Origin of the sequence: Actinoplanes aureus (assembly GCF_015704865.1) — a bacterium.
Classification (GTDB): domain Bacteria; phylum Actinomycetota; class Actinomycetes; order Mycobacteriales; family Micromonosporaceae; genus Actinoplanes; species Actinoplanes aureus.
The window spans coordinates 143168-156736 of the sequence record NZ_JADQTO010000010.1; the positions used below are offsets into that span (position 1 = coordinate 143168).

Consider the following 13569-nt stretch of genomic DNA (forward strand, 5'->3'; position numbering starts at 1 on the left):
GGCTAATTATTAGGACTGTTAACTGAAGATGTAAATAGAGCGGCCCGGAAGGTGCGGCGGTAGGTGTCCGGAGGTACGCCGACCGTACGGTTGAAATGCCGGCGCAGCGTCGTCGCCGTGCCCATGCCGGTGGCCTCGGCGATCGCGTCGACACTGTCGTCGCTCTTCTCCAGCAGCTCCTGCGCGTGCCGGATCCGCTGGTTCAGCAGCCACTGCAGCGGGGTGGTGCCGGTCGCCGCCCGGAAGTGGCGGCCCAGGTGGCGGGAGCTCATCCGCGCCTGGCGGGCCAGGTCCTCCACGGTCAGCGGCTGGTCCAGCCGCTCGACGATCCAGGCGAACAGGCCGGCCAGCGGATGATCGTCCTGAGCGGGCACCGGAGCGGTGACGAACTGGGCCTGCCCGCCGGCCCGGTGCGGCGGCACGACCAGGCGGCGGGCGACCGCGTTGGCGACCGAGGAACCGTGATCGAGACGGACCAGGTGCAGGCAGAGGTCCAGCGCGGCCGCCTTGCCCGCCGAGGTGAGCACGTTGCCGTTGTCGACGTAGAGCACGTCCGGGTCGACCTCCACCCGGGGGTAGCGAGCGGCCATGACGTCGGTGTGCGCCCAGTGTGTGGTCGCCCGCCGTCCGTCCAGCAGGCCCGCCGCGGCCAGCACGAACGCGCCCGTACAGAGGGAGACCACCCGCGCGCCGGCCGCGTGTGCCGCGCGCACCGCGCTGACCAGTTCGCCGGGCGGATCCACGTCGACGTCTGCCCAGCCGGGAATGATCACGGTGTCCGCCTCCGGGAGCCGGTCTAGCCCGAAGTCCGGCTCCAGCCGGAAGCGACCGACCTGCACGCCGACCGGCCCGCAGATGACGAGTTCGTACCACGGGACCCGCACGGCGTCCGGGGCGGAGGCGAACACCTCATAGGCCAGGGACAGCTCGAGATGCAACATCCCGTCGGTGACGGCCAGCGCGACAGTGCCCATGTCCGGAATTGTATGCACCCTGTCGTTCCGGACACTAGCCCGGACTGTCCGGCCCCACGATGATCTATCGCATGATGGTTACGGTATTCGGCGCGTACGGGCACACCGGTCGATTCGTGGTGGCGGAGCTGCGCAAACGTGGGTTCACCCCGGTCCTGTCCGGGCGTGACGCCGACAAGCTGAGCAAACTGGCGGCCGAGACCGGCTTGGAGGCACGGCCCGCGTCGGTCGACGATCCGGCCGCACTCGACCGGGCGCTGGCCGGAACGGCGGCGGTGATCAACTGCGCCGGTCCGTTCGCCACCACGGCCGGGCCGGTCATCGAGGCGGCTCTGCGCGCCGGGATCGCGTACGTCGACGTGGCCGCCGAGATCGAAGCCAACGCCGACACGTTCGCGCACTTCAGCGACCGGGCTCGCGCCGCGGGCGCGGTGATCGTCCCGGCCATGGCCTTCTTCGGCGGCCTCGGCGACCTGCTGGCCACCACGGCGATGGGCGACTGGACGTCCGCCGACGAGGCGCACGTCGCGTACGGACTGAGCAACTGGCACCCCACCGAGGGCACGCGCGCCGCCGGCGCGGTCTCCCGGGAACGGCGCGACGGCCGGCGCGTCCGGTACGCGAACGGTCGGCTGGAGTACCGTACCGATGCTCCGCCCACCCTGGACTGGGCGTTCCCCGAACCGCTGGGCACCCGGCCGGTCATCGGCGAGTTCACGATGGCCGACGTCGTCACCATCCCCAGCCACCTGCCCATCCCCGAGGTGCGCACCTACATGGCGGCCGAGGCGGCCCGCGAGCTGTCGTCCCCCGACACCCCGGCGCCGGCCGCGGTCGACGAGCACGGCCGGTCCGCCCAGACGTTCCTGGTCGACGTCATCGTCCGCTCCGGCGGCAAGGAGCGCCGCGTGGTGGCGCGTGGCCAGGACATCTACGCCATCACCGCGCCGCTGGCGGTGGAGGCGGTCCACCGCATCCTCAGCGGCCAGATCCGGACCACCGGCGTCGCTTCGGCCGGCCAGATCTTCGACGCGCCCGACTTCCTCCGCGCGCTCTCCCCGTATCTGACCGCGGAGGTCCACGCGTAGCCGGTCAGAACTCGTCGACGCGCCCCGCCTGGTCCGGGCAGGTGGTGTCGATCGCCAGCTTGATCAGCTCGCGGGCGGTGGCCTGGTCGGTCGCCTCGGCGTCGAGGGTGCCCAGCGACCGGGTCGCCGTCACGACGTCGTGGGCGGCCTTGCCGGCGGCCAGATCGGCGCAGGCGGAGTCGGCGACCGCCTGGATCTCCTCGTCGCTCCGCTCGGCGGCGACCTCCGGAACGCTCGACCGGACCACCTCGACGAACCCCTCCAACGCGGCCTGCGCGGTGCCGGAGGCCGCCGCCGGCTGCGACTTCGCCGCGCCGGGCTCCGCGGCGTCCGGCGTGCATCCGGCCAGCACACATGCCACCGTCACGGCCACCACCGGCCACCATCGCCGCATCGCCACACCCCCATCGCTCAAGATCATCAAAGGTTAGACGATGAACGCCCGGCCGGTACTCAGCGGCGGGGCACCCAGAACTCGACTTCGGTGCCCTCGCCGGGGCGGCTGTGGATCAGCGTGGTCCCGCCGAGGTCGCTGACCCGGCCGCGCATCGACTGCGCCACGCCCAGGCGGCCGGCTCGGGCCGCCTGGTCGAGGCGGTCCGGTTCGAAGCCGGTGCCGTCGTCGCGTACGGTCACGCGTACCCCGTCGCCCTCGTCCTCCAGCAGGATCCAGGTCCGTGCGCCGGCGCCGGCATGCCGGCGCACGTTGTCCAGCGCGGCCTGGACCGCCGCCGTCAGCTCGGCGGCGGAGGCCCGCGGCAACAGCACCGGCTCAGCGGGCGCCGACACCTCGGTTCCCGGTGCGGCCAGCGCGGTGAGCACGGCCCGCAGATCCGCGCCGGCCACCGCCGGCGGTGCGCCGCCGCCGCTGAGCAGGTTGCGCAACGCCGCCTCCTGCTCGCCGGCCAGCGCCGCCAGCTGCGCACCGGACCCGCCCAGCTCGGAGCCCTGCCGCTGCACCATGGCGAGCACTTGCAGCACACCGTCGTGGATGGGCCGGGCCAGCCGGTCGCGTTCCGCGGCCGCCGCCTCCTGGCGGATCAGCTCGGCCCGCTTGCGTTCCGCCCAGCGTTCGCTCAGGTGGTGCGCGACGCCCAGGCCGCCGATGGCGGCGCCGGCCACCAGCAGCAGCACGGCCGCGGTGTCGAGGTGCATCAGCGAGGTGAGCGACTCCGGCAGCGGCTGCCCGTCCCGCAGGTAGATCACCGGGACGGTCTGCAGGCCGGCCACGACCAGGACCCCGGCGATGGGGCCGAGCACCGCGGGGACCGCCCCGCGCCGGGCCAGCACGGGCGCGGTCGCACCGACCACCGCGGTCGCTGCCGCGGTCGCCAGCACGAGCATCAGCAGCGCGGGTACGACGCGGTGCTGCTCGGCCAGCTTCTCCGGCTGGCCGCTGGTAGCCGCGTACGCGATGAACAGTGTCGTCGCGGCACCCACCGCAAGGGTCGCCGCGGCCGGAACGCGCCACCTGCTCGCGGCGGCGGCCGCGCCGATCGCCACCCCGGCGAACGCGCCGAACCAGCGTGCCGGGCCCGCCTCGCCGGTGGCGGCGTAGGCGATGACCAGCGGGGCGGAGACCGCGACCTGCACGGTCGCGGCGGTCAGCGCGCCGGCCAGCGGCCAGAGGCCGGCCAGCAGGGACAGTGCGGTGGCGACGGCCAGCGTCAACGCGCCGATGATGGCGGTCTTGGTGTACGAGTAACGCGACAGTGTGGTCCAGTCGACGTCCAGCAGCGTCGCGAGCCGCCCGGCGGACAGCAGGGCCAGGGGCAGCACCGCCAGCGCCACCAGGCCGCCCGTGATGATCAGCCGGAGCCGCCGCCAGCTCCACGCCGGCTCGGCCGGCAAGCCGATGGCCGCCCGGTCGCCGCCGCGCCACCGCCAGGCCGCCGGGGCGATCGCGGCGAGGCCGGCCACGAGCAGCAGTACGTGCCATGCCCGCAGGACGGGTTCGAGTTGTTGCAGCCAGCCGGGGCCCACCAGGGCGCCGCCGAACAGGCCGGCTCCGGTGACCAGACCGGCCACGGCCGCGCCCGAGCCCGGTGCCCCGCCGCGCAGCAGGCTCTGCGCGGCGCCCAGCGCACCCACGACGAGCAGCGGGAACACCGCGCTGAGCGCGTAGTACATCTCCAGGCCGGAGGTCTCGGGCAGCAGTCGCGGCCAGGCGATCGGTACGGTCAGCAGCCCACCCGCCACCAGCAGATGCGGCCACCACCGCAGCAGGCACAGGGCCAGTACGGTCGCCGCGGTCGGTATCAGCGGCAGGAACGTGTACGGCCCGTAGTAGGCGTCCGGGCCCTGGACGGCCAGCCGGGGCGAGAAGCCACCCCCGTACGAGGAGGACTTCACCACCGCGACCAGGAGACTGCCACCTAGACCCGCCAGGGCCGCCGACCACCGCTCACTCACGTCGACGATCATCGCTGATGTCCCGGAATCGCGGCGCCCGGATGCGGCAGGCGGACCGGCCGTCCCTCGGGACGGTATTCGAAATGCCACCATTCGTTGTCGTAGGTTCGGTACAGGCCGTACCGCGCGCCGTGCTCCTCCAGCCAGCGGGCCCCCTCGGAAGGGCGTACGTCGACGGCCACGCCCGCCACATGCCGCGACTCGTGCGGCGGCAGCGTCCACCGCCGGGCCGCCGCCACCGAGCCGCTGCGCTCCACCTCCGCGGCGTACAGCGCGGCCTGGGTGGCGGCGTCCCGGTAGCCGGAGGTCAGCCCGATCAGCTCGCCGTGCCACCACAGCGCCCGGGTGCGCGCCGCCTCGAAGGCCGCCCGGGCCGGCGGGGTCAGGCCGGCGAGGTCCTCGGCGGGGAACCGGAGCTTCAGTGCCCACTGACAGGCCGTGTGCCGGGCACGGCCCGAAGTGAGTACCCAGGCGAGCGGCGCCAGCGCGAAGGCCAGCAAGCGGGTGACAGCGCGATACACCGGATCACGACGCCGGACGGTCGCGCGGGACGCGTAGAGAACCATGCCTGACAAGATCCCGGCAGCCGGGGTCGGTGGCATGAGTACAAGTACTCAGTCCAGGCCGTTCTCGATGGCGTAGCGCACCAGCCCACTCCGGTTGTGCAGCTGCAACTTGCCCAGCGTGTTCTGCACGTGGTTCTGCACCGTGCGATGCGAGACGCCCAGCCGCTCCGCCACCTGCCGGTACGACAAACCCTTGGCGACCAGCCGCAACACCTCGGTCTCCCGTACGGTGAGCACCGGCTTGTCCGCCGGGGAGGCGGCCAGCCGCCGGTACTCCCCCAGCACCAGCCCGGCCAGCCCGGCGGTGAACACCGTCTCGCCGCCCGCGGTACGCCGGACCGCGTCCAGGAACTCCAGTCGGCCGGCCGACTTCACCAGGTAGCCGGTGGCGCCCGCCTTGACCGCGTCGAGCACGTCCTGCTGCTCGCCGCTGGCCGACAGCATCAGGATGCGTACGGCCGGCATGGCTTCCCGCAGGCCGCGGATCACGTCAACGCCGGACAGGTCGGATAGCTGCAGGTCGAGGACGACCACGTCGGGCCGGGCGGCCGCGACGATCCGCAGGGCCTGGACTCCCTCGCCGACGGCGGCGGTGACCGCATAGCCGGCCTCGGTGAGATCCCGGGCCACCCCGTCCCGCCACATCGGGTGGTCGTCCACCACCATCACGCGTACCGTCACGGCCGCCAGGTTAGTAGCCGGCGTACCGGCCGTCGGCCATCCCTTGCGGCCAGGGCATTGACAACAAGTGTTTACCGCAGGACGCTGTCGACAACGGCTGTTGTCAACAGGGGGCTGTCATGGCGGACGAAGCACTCGCACGCGAAGTACAGGAGCTGGCCTGGGCATGGGCGCGGCGTCAGCCGCCAGGCCCGCAGCGGATGGAGGTCACGACTCCCTACGAGCCCGGACTGAGCCACGAACAACGCCGCCAGGCATGGCTGGCGACGCTGTCCGGACTTCACGCCGTTCAGGCCCAGATCGCCGACCTGGCGGAGACCGCCGCCAGCCGGGCCGCCGAGTACGGAGCCGACTACCCCGACATCGGGCGTGCGGTCGGCATGACCCGCCAGGGCGCCCGCCGCCGCTGGCCCCGGCTCTCGGCCCTCCGTGGTCGCGGGAGAGCAGCGGCGGGTGCACCGGCTCAGACACCGCCGAGCGTCGAGGCCCTCAACGATCCGATCGCCACCACGAACTGGATGATGTGAGCACGGCGGCTCAGACCGTGACGGGGACCGTTGCGGCGGCCCGCGATCGCAGCCCGAAGGCGGTGACGATGGCGGCGAGCACGGCGGCGACCGCGGGCAGGACGAGGGCCGCGCGGATCGTCTCGAGCGTCAGCTGCGAGGCGCTCAGCGCGGTCACCGCCGAGACGCCCAGCGCGGTGCCGAACTGGATCGACGTGTAGAGCAGCCCGCCGGCCAGGCCGTGCTCGTGCTCGGCCACGCCGTCGGTGGCCGCCGTGGTCAGCGGGCCGTACGCCAGCGAGAACGCCAGCCCGATCAGGGCCATGCTCGGCAGCATCGCGGCGTACGTCCAGTCCTCGGCGACCGGCAGGAACAGCGCGTAGGCCAGCACCGCGGACAGGATCCCGGCGAACAGCACGCGGACCGTGCCGAACCGGTTGACCAGCCGCGGGGTCAGGGTCGGCGCGAGCACCATGTCGATGCCGGCGATCAGCATGACCAGGCCGGTCTGCAGCGGGCTCCAGCCACGCAGCTCCTGCAGATACAGCGTCACGATGAACTGGAACCCGGCGAACGCCGCCATGAACAGCAGCGCGGCGGCGTTGACCCGGACCAGTACCGGTGAACGCAGGATGCCGAGCCGGACCAGCGGGGCGGCCGAGCGCCGCTCGATGCCCACGAACGCGATGAGTGCGGCCGCACCGGCGGCGAACACGAGCAGAGTGGTGCCGAGGCCGTCCCCGCCGTGCTCCAGCCGCACCACGCCGTACGCGAGAAGCAGCATGGCGGCGGTCACGGTGACCGCACCGGCCAGGTCGAAGCTTCCGCGCGCCGGCCGCGCCGGCGGGGTTTCGTCGCGCAGCAGCGGGACGGCGGCGGCCAGGATGATCGCGGCGAGGATCACCGGGGCGAAGAACACCCAGCGCCAGCCGGCCGAGGCGAGCACGCCGCCGGCGACCAGGCCGAGCGAGAAACCGCCGGCGGCGGTGCCGGCGTAGACGCCGAGCGCCCGGTTGCGTTGCGGGCCTTCCGGGAAGGTGCCGGTGATCAGGGCCAGGCCGGCGGGCGCCATGAAGGCGGCGGCGACACCGGTGGCGAAGCGTGCGGTGAGCAGCATCCAGCCCTCGGTGGCGAATCCGCCCAGACCCGAGAAGACCAGGAAGACGGTCAACCAGAGCAGGAACATCCGGCGCTTGCCGAGCAGGTCGGCGGCCCGGCCGCCGAGCAGCATGAACCCGCCGTACCCGAGCACGTAGGCGCTGACGACGCCGCTGAGCACGCCGGTGGAGAGCCCGAGGTCGTGGCGGATGGCGGGAAGCGCCACGTTGAGCATCGCGACGTCGATGCCCTCCAGGAAGATCGCCCCGCTCAGGACGAGCAGGACCCCCCATGCCCGTGCGTTCATGTGTTTCTTCTCCGGTTCCTCCGGCGCATGCCGGTTCCGATTGGTAACTGACCGGATCGTCGGGCACTATCGATGACCATGGAAGAAGGCACTTCCGGCGCACCCGGTTCCTGCGAGGTAACCGGCCCCGACTACGACGTCTGGCAGTGGGACACCCGGGAGGACTGTGAGGTCCGGCAGATCCTCGACCGGGTGGCCGACAAGTGGTCGCTGCTGGTCATCGCGCTGCTGGAGCGGCGTACGCTGCGGTTCACCGAGCTCAAGCGCAAGATTGACGGCATCAGCCAGCGCATGCTCGCGCAGACGTTGCGGCACCTGGAACGCGACGGGCTGGTCTCGCGCACCGTGCACGCCACAGTGCCGCCGCGCGTCGACTACGCGCTCACACCGCTCGGCGCCACGCTGCACGAGACCATCCGCAGCCTTGTTACGTGGACCGAATCACACCAGAACGAGATCGCGGCCGCGCGTACCACCTACGACCGGCGGATCGCGGCCGAGCAGGCCGAGGCCGGACGGGCGGCCGCCGAACGCGACGCGATCGCCCACGAGGTGGTCACCGCTCAGCGGCGCGCCACCATGCTGTGAAGGGGCACGGCCGGCGCCGTACCCCTTCAGCGCGTCACCCGCGGAAGCCCGCCAGCGCGGCACCCGGCCCGCGCCCGCGGTGTCCGGCGTTCCAGTCGGCGTTGATCGGGGTGATCGAGACCCGGTCGGCGAGCAACGCGTGCAGATCGGTGCCGGGCTCGGGGTTCCCCACGTCGATCGCCGTCGTCATCGTCCACCGCCCGGCGCCGTCGGGGGTGTACGACGGGTGGAACACCGGCTCGTGGCTCTGCTCGGTGAGCCGGAAGCCGGTCGCCGGCCGGGAGCCGTCGCCGACGATCGGGTAGTTGACGTTCAGGCCCAGGCCGGCCGGCAGCAGCTCGCCGTGCCGGGAGCGGGCCGCCAGGTGGCCGACCAGGCGGGCGGTGAACTGGGCCGTCAGCGGGATGGCCCGCAGGGTGGGCTCCGGCTTGCCGCTGAGGTCGAGGTCGGTGGAGACCGCCAGCGCCGGCAGTCCGTAGTCCAGCGCGGTTATGGCGCCGCCGACGGTGCCGGAATGGTTGGCGACGGCGGCGACGTTCGGGCCGAAGTTGGTGCCGGAGACGACCAGGTCGGGCTGGGCCGCGGCGAAGACGTGATGCAGGCCGAACAGCACGGACTCACCCGGCGTGCCCTCGACGGCCCAGATCTTCGGTTCGGCTTCCCGGGCGCGCAGGGTCGGCTCGTACCCCTGCTTGGTGCCGACGCCGCTGTTGTTGACCGCGGGCGCGACGATCGTGACGTCGTGGCCGGCCGCGGTGAGCGCGGCCGCGACCGCCCGGATCCCGGGCGCGGTGTAGCCGTCGTCGTTGGTGAGCAGGATGCGGAGCTTGACCGGGCCGGCCACGGCCGGTGCGGCACCGGGCAGGGCCACGGCAAGGGCGGCAAGCAGCGCGGCCGCCACGGTACGGGCACGCATCAGATCCACCCGTCCAGAGTCGTGAAGAAGCCGTCCAGGTCGTCGCGGTGAATGGTGTGCCCGGCACCCGGGACGATCCGCACCTCGAGACCGTCCTCCCGCATCTTCTCGATCACCTCGGGCACGTTGCCGAAGCTCAACTCTGCGAGCTGGACGAGCGACGGGATCCGCGGACTCGCCGGGGCGGCCACCGCGACGATCCCGGCGAGCGCGTCCACCGTCGTGTCGTCCCAGTCGGCGAGGGTGGCCAGCTCGACGTCCACATCGGCGGTGTCCCAGCGCGGGCTGACCGCCACGATCTGCTCCCGGGTGGCGTGCTTGAACCGCCGGAAGGCTTCCCGGTCCGCCGCGGTGCCGAGCTGGCCGATGAGGAACGCCGGGTCACTGTAGATCGCGCGTACGCAGTCCAGGCGGTCCACCGCGAGGCTCAGCGCCACCGCGCCCAGCGAATGCCCGATCGCGACAGCGATCGGGCCGTCCAGGGTGTCGACCAGGTCGTCGGCCCACTCCTGCGGGGAGTACGCGCCGCGCGGGCTCGCGCCGTGCCCGCGCAGGTCCACCGCGACGACGCGATACCCCAGGTCGGCGAGGCGTGGAGCGACGCGGTGCCAGGTTCGCGAGTCGGACATGATGCCGTGTACGAGCACAGCGGTCTTCCCGCCGTCGCCCCAGGTACGAGTGTGCAGTTTCAACGGATTCTCCTAGTGTTCAGCGGACGCCACGGACCGGGATGATCGCAAGAGCGCCGAGGACGGACAGCACGCCACCGACCAGGAACAGCGGGCCGTAGCCGGCGGTGGTGACGACGAGAGAGGCCACCAGGGGCGCGATGATCTGCGGCCCGGCGTTGGCGATGTTGAGCACGCCCATGTCGCGGGCCGCGTCCTCGGCGCGGGGCAGCACGAGCGTGACGAGGGCGGTGTCGACCGCCATGAAGCAGCCGAAGGCGAGTCCGTTGAGGGCGCTGAACAGCAGCATCCCGGTCCACGTCGGGCTGAACAACGGAATCAGCATGACCGCTCCGGCGAGCGCGGCCGACACCCCGATGAAGATCTTGCGCCGGTCCAGGCGGTCCGAGAGCACCCCGCCGACCAGGGTGGAGACCGTCATGCCGGCCATCGAGATCGGGGTCAGCACGCCGACGGCCGCGGCCGGTTCCAGGCCGGGTGGCAGCCGGATGTGGTCGGTGAGCACGTACAGCTGGTAGGCGTTGACCGCGAAGTAGCCCAGGACGAGCAGCGCCCGCCCGATGAACGCCCATCGGAAGTCGTGGTGCGCCAGGCAGGACAGGAACGCGCGTACCTGGGTGCCGACGCCCACCGGGTCGCGGGGCACCTTCGTCTCCCGGGTGAACGCGGTGAAGACGACCGCCGCGGCGGCCACGACGGCACCGAGGATCAGGTATCCGGTCGCCGGGGTTCCGGCCGCACGCGCGGCGATCCAGACACCGAGGGTGCCGCCGAGCGGGACGCCGAGGCCCACGACGGCCGAGGCGACGCCGCGCCGGGCGACCGGGATCCGGTCGGGCACCACGGCGGTGAGAGCGGCCTGGTAGACGTTCATCGCGGCCTGGCCCAGGCACCAGCCGATCGCCACCAGCAGCACGGTACGGGCGTGGCCGAGCACGGCGAGCACGCCCAGAGCGGCCAGTCCGCCGCCGAGGATCCACGGGTTGCGCCGGCCGGTGCGGTCGGACAGTGCCCCGGCGACCGGGTTGAACAGGGTGGCGAAGATCGCGCTGACCCCGGCCACCAGACCCAGGTTGGCCACCTTGTTCGCCGGGTCGATGGCGGCGACCTGGGCCGGGATCAGCACGCCGCCGACGCCCAGGTAGACGGCGTACATGGCGACGTTGGTGAGCAGCAGCAGAGGAAGGAGCCCGCCCGCGGTGCGCGGCGGCGCGCTCGCGGGCGGTGCGTCGGTGAGTTTCATGGCGGCTCCTCATCGCGTTACACGTGTAACGTTACTCGTGTAACGTGCTGTCTAACACACTGAAACGCAATCGCGCCAGAGTCTTGTGAAACCATGACGACGATGTCCGCACCGAGAGTCACCAGCGCCGATGTCGCCCGGGCGGCCGGCGTCTCCCGCGCCACCGTTTCCTTCGTCCTGAACGACACGGAACCCGGCCGGGTCAGCGAGACGACCCGGCAGCGGGTTCGCGATGCCGCCGCCCGGCTCGGCTACGTCAGCCACGCCGCCGCCCGATCGCTGCGCGCCGGGCGCAGCAACCTGGTGCTGATGCCGGCCACCCAGGCGGCGATCGGCCGCCTGGTCAGCGACTGGCTCGACGACCTGCAACAGGGCCTGCACCGGCATGGATACACCCTGGTCCTGCACGGCGGGCACGACAGCGATCCGGTCGATCTGGCCCGCTCCTGGGCGGAGCTGCGCCCCGCCGCGGTCGCGGTGCCCGGCATGCAGCTCACCCCGGCCGCCGTCGATCTGCTGCGCAACGCGGGCGTAGGGGTGGTGCTCGCCCTGTCACCCGAAGCGGTACCCGGCGCCTACACGGTGATCTTCCGCCACGACGAGGCCGGCCGGCTCGCCGTCGAGCACCTGGCACAGCGCGGCCGGCGGCGGATCGCGGTGGTCATGCCGCAGGAACGCGGACTGGACCTCTACGCCGGCCAGCGGCTCGCCGGCGCACGGCAGGCGGCCGCCACCCACGGCGTTCAGATCACCCCGGTGCCCCTGGCCTACCGGCTGGCGGACGCGGCCCGGCTCGCCCGGTCCTGGCACGACTCCGGATGGGACGCCGTGTTCGGCTACAACGACGACTACGCCCTGCTGCTGACGCGCGCCCTGCAGGACGAGGGACTCGACGTGCCGGGCGACGTCGCGGTGGTCGGCGCGGACGACCTGCTCGTCGCCCAGCTCGCCCGGCCCCGGCTGACCTCGATCGCCTTCGACACGTCGAGCGGGGCCGAGCTGGCCGCGCTCATCGACCGTCTCATCCAGCAGCCCGGTACCGAACCGGGCGTTCTGCACACCGCCGCGATGCGGCTGGTCGAGCGCGACTCGAGTTGAGGCCCCGGAATAGCATCGCCTCGATGCAACCCGTGATCGACCTCGGCGACGTCACCACCCGGCCGGCCGGGCCACAGCTCGACGATCCGATGCCACGTCTGGATCGCCGGCTGCTGCGCCGCCTGCGGGTCGCGGCCGTGGCCGCGCTGTGCGCGTCGACTCTCGTCGCCGCCGCGGTCCCCGCGCCGCCCGCCGTGCACGTGGCGTGGGAGCTGCCGGTCCAGGAGCAGGAGTCCATCATGATGGCCGGCGACAGCGTCGTCGCGCAGCGGATGATGGACGGCCAGGCCGTGCTGACCGCGCACGACATCGCGAGCGGCTCGACGAAATGGGCCCGCCCGGTCGGTCCGGATCTCGGCGCGGTGGAGTTCCTGCCGGACGCCGGCCTCCTGCTGCTGCGCAGCGACCTGGCCACCGTCGAACGGACGTTCCGCGACGGCGAGTCCGGCCTTCTCATGTACTACCGGGAGACGATCGCGCTGGCCCCCGCCACCGGCGACCGGCTCTGGGACCGGCCCGGCGAGCCGCTCGCCGCCGGCGCCGACGGCGTCCTTCTGGAACAGCGCGACAAGAACGGCGACTTCTCATCGCTGAGCCTGGTACGCGCCGGCGACGGCCAACCCCTCTGGAGCCGTCCGGCTCCGGGCGTGCAAGCCATCACGATCGGGTACCACGCCGGGCGCCCACATCGCGTCATCATGATCACCAAGCCGGGCGACATCACCGTCCTGCGATACACCGACGGCGAGCCCGTGCACAGCCGGCCGCTACCGCGGTACCTCCCCGGCGAGGACGTCTTCCTGCTGACCGCCGGTGACCGCCTCCTGGTGGTTCGGACGGACACCTACCAGTCCACGGTGACCGCCTACCACCTCGAGACACTCGACGGGCTGTGGCACACCACCACCAACTCCTTCCCGTGGATTCTGGACTGCGGCGAGGTGCTGTGCCTGATCGACGACCACGGCCTGTCCGCACTCGACCCGGCCACCGGCCGGACCCGCTGGCAGATGCCCGGCATCACCTCCGTCGCACCGGCGGGCACCGGCCGCCTGCTGGCCGGCAACAATGACTTCCCACCCGTTCAGACGCTGGTCGACACCGCGGACGGCCGCCGGATCGGCCCCGGCGGACGCGGCGAGATCCACAGCCCACCCGGCGACACCGGCTCCGTGCTGCTCTCGCGAACCACCACGACACCGGTCGGGCACGCCATCCTGACCCGGCTGGACCTGGACACCGGCGAGCCGACGGTGATCGGCATGATGCGCTCGCCCACCGATTTCGGTTGCGAGGTGGCCGAACGGCACCTGCTCTGCCGAGACCCGGGCCGGGCGGTCGTCACGGCCACCCGCTGAGCGACCGGGGGGTGGGGCTAGCACTACCACGAGTCGGGGAGCTTG

13 protein-coding genes and 1 pseudogene are annotated in these 13569 nt (G+C 72.5%); 5 read left to right on the plus strand and 9 right to left on the minus strand.

Translation table 11 applies throughout. The features are described 5' to 3' along the window. Window positions 1-2 precede the first annotated feature (2 nt). Window positions 3-974 (minus strand): helix-turn-helix domain-containing protein, encoded by a 972-nt coding sequence (locus tag I4J89_RS22135; protein ID WP_196415934.1) that lies wholly within the window; start codon window positions 972-974, stop codon window positions 3-5. 71 nt (window positions 975-1045) lie between these two features. On the opposite strand from I4J89_RS22135, the gene I4J89_RS22140 reads away from it, so the two are divergent. Further along, the gene (locus I4J89_RS22140; RefSeq protein WP_230859382.1) at window positions 1046-2062 is read left to right on the plus strand and encodes a saccharopine dehydrogenase family protein; all 1017 of its coding nucleotides are present in this window, start codon (window positions 1046-1048) and stop codon (window positions 2060-2062) included. A 4-nt stretch (window positions 2063-2066) separates the two neighbouring features. On the opposite strand, the gene I4J89_RS22145 is transcribed toward I4J89_RS22140, so the two are convergent. From I4J89_RS22145 to I4J89_RS22160, 4 genes are read right to left on the minus strand one after another with little or no spacing between them, the layout of a single operon-like run. Then, window positions 2067-2456 carry a DUF732 domain-containing protein gene (locus I4J89_RS22145; protein WP_196415936.1) on the minus strand — a complete coding sequence of 130 codons (390 nt, stop codon included), beginning with the start codon at window positions 2454-2456 and terminating at the stop codon, window positions 2067-2069. Between the two features lie 59 nt (window positions 2457-2515). Beyond that, a complete protein-coding gene (locus tag I4J89_RS51560; protein ID WP_309238413.1) occupies window positions 2516-4474 on the minus strand; it encodes a sensor histidine kinase in 1959 nt (652 codons plus the stop codon). A gap of 8 nt (window positions 4475-4482) precedes the next feature. Beyond that, a complete protein-coding gene (locus I4J89_RS22155) occupies window positions 4483-5040 on the minus strand; it encodes a D-alanyl-D-alanine carboxypeptidase family protein (protein ID WP_196415937.1) in 558 nt (185 codons plus the stop codon). 48 nt (window positions 5041-5088) lie between these two features. Beyond that, the gene (locus I4J89_RS22160) at window positions 5089-5706 is read right to left on the minus strand and encodes a response regulator (protein ID WP_196416089.1); all 618 of its coding nucleotides are present in this window, start codon (window positions 5704-5706) and stop codon (window positions 5089-5091) included. A 134-nt stretch (window positions 5707-5840) separates the two neighbouring features. Here I4J89_RS22160 and I4J89_RS22165 point away from each other — a divergent pair, with 134 nt between their 5' ends. Further along, window positions 5841-6248 carry a hypothetical protein gene (locus tag I4J89_RS22165; RefSeq protein ID WP_196415938.1) on the plus strand — a complete coding sequence of 136 codons (408 nt, stop codon included), beginning with the start codon at window positions 5841-5843 and terminating at the stop codon, window positions 6246-6248. 10 nt (window positions 6249-6258) lie between these two features. Here I4J89_RS22165 and I4J89_RS22170 read toward each other — a convergent pair whose 3' ends face one another. Further along, complete coding sequence (locus tag I4J89_RS22170; protein ID WP_196415939.1) at window positions 6259-7632, minus strand: MFS transporter; 1374 nt, start codon at window positions 7630-7632, stop codon at window positions 6259-6261. 78 nt (window positions 7633-7710) lie between these two features. On the opposite strand from I4J89_RS22170, the pseudogene I4J89_RS22175 reads away from it, so the two are divergent. Continuing rightward, window positions 7711-8118, plus strand: a pseudogene (locus I4J89_RS22175) (winged helix-turn-helix transcriptional regulator); the annotation flags it as partial. 136 nt (window positions 8119-8254) lie between these two features. Here I4J89_RS22175 and surE read toward each other — a convergent pair. Genes surE through I4J89_RS22190 form a run of 3 tightly spaced genes read right to left on the minus strand, consistent with a single transcriptional unit; the run spans window position 8255 to window position 11068 of the window. Beyond that, complete coding sequence (surE, locus tag I4J89_RS22180; RefSeq protein ID WP_230859414.1) at window positions 8255-9136, minus strand: 5'/3'-nucleotidase SurE; 882 nt, start codon at window positions 9134-9136, stop codon at window positions 8255-8257. Further along, window positions 9136-9828 carry an alpha/beta fold hydrolase gene (locus tag I4J89_RS22185; RefSeq protein ID WP_196415942.1) on the minus strand — a complete coding sequence of 231 codons (693 nt, stop codon included), beginning with the start codon at window positions 9826-9828 and terminating at the stop codon, window positions 9136-9138. Before I4J89_RS22185 ends, surE begins: the two co-directional genes overlap by 1 nt. A 16-nt stretch (window positions 9829-9844) precedes the next feature. Then, window positions 9845-11068 (minus strand): MFS transporter, encoded by a 1224-nt coding sequence (locus tag I4J89_RS22190; protein ID WP_196415943.1) that lies wholly within the window; start codon window positions 11066-11068, stop codon window positions 9845-9847. A 102-nt stretch (window positions 11069-11170) separates the two neighbouring features. Between I4J89_RS22190 and I4J89_RS22195 the strand changes: the two genes are divergently transcribed. After that, window positions 11171-12166, plus strand: a complete 996-nt coding sequence (locus I4J89_RS22195; RefSeq protein ID WP_230859383.1) for a LacI family DNA-binding transcriptional regulator — start codon at window positions 11171-11173, stop codon at window positions 12164-12166. A gap of 23 nt (window positions 12167-12189) precedes the next feature. Further along, on the plus strand, window positions 12190-13524 hold the full coding sequence (locus tag I4J89_RS22200) for an outer membrane protein assembly factor BamB family protein (RefSeq protein ID WP_196415945.1): 1335 nt from the start codon (window positions 12190-12192) through the stop codon (window positions 13522-13524). The last annotated feature ends 45 nt before the right edge of the window (window positions 13525-13569 follow it).

Excerpts from the sequence above, each read along its gene's own strand:
- I4J89_RS22135 (WP_196415934.1), bottom strand. The coding sequence starts at position 974 with ATGGGCACTGTCGCGCTGGCCGTCACCGACGGGATGTTGCATCTCGAG.
- I4J89_RS22140 (WP_230859382.1), top strand. The coding sequence starts at position 1,046 with ATGATGGTTACGGTATTCGGCGCGTACGGGCACACCGGTCGATTCGTG.
- I4J89_RS22145 (WP_196415936.1), bottom strand. The coding sequence starts at position 2,456 with ATGCGGCGATGGTGGCCGGTGGTGGCCGTGACGGTGGCATGTGTGCTG.
- I4J89_RS22155 (WP_196415937.1), bottom strand. The coding sequence starts at position 5,040 with ATGGTTCTCTACGCGTCCCGCGCGACCGTCCGGCGTCGTGATCCGGTG.
- I4J89_RS22160 (WP_196416089.1), bottom strand. The coding sequence starts at position 5,706 with ATGGTGGTGGACGACCACCCGATGTGGCGGGACGGGGTGGCCCGGGAT.
- I4J89_RS22165 (WP_196415938.1), top strand. The coding sequence starts at position 5,841 with ATGGCGGACGAAGCACTCGCACGCGAAGTACAGGAGCTGGCCTGGGCA.
- I4J89_RS22170 (WP_196415939.1), bottom strand. The coding sequence starts at position 7,632 with ATGAACGCACGGGCATGGGGGGTCCTGCTCGTCCTGAGCGGGGCGATC.
- surE (WP_230859414.1), bottom strand. The coding sequence starts at position 9,136 with ATGCGTGCCCGTACCGTGGCGGCCGCGCTGCTTGCCGCCCTTGCCGTG.
- I4J89_RS22190 (WP_196415943.1), bottom strand. The coding sequence starts at position 11,068 with ATGAAACTCACCGACGCACCGCCCGCGAGCGCGCCGCCGCGCACCGCG.
- I4J89_RS22195 (WP_230859383.1), top strand. The coding sequence starts at position 11,171 with ATGTCCGCACCGAGAGTCACCAGCGCCGATGTCGCCCGGGCGGCCGGC.
- I4J89_RS22200 (WP_196415945.1), top strand. The coding sequence starts at position 12,190 with ATGCAACCCGTGATCGACCTCGGCGACGTCACCACCCGGCCGGCCGGG.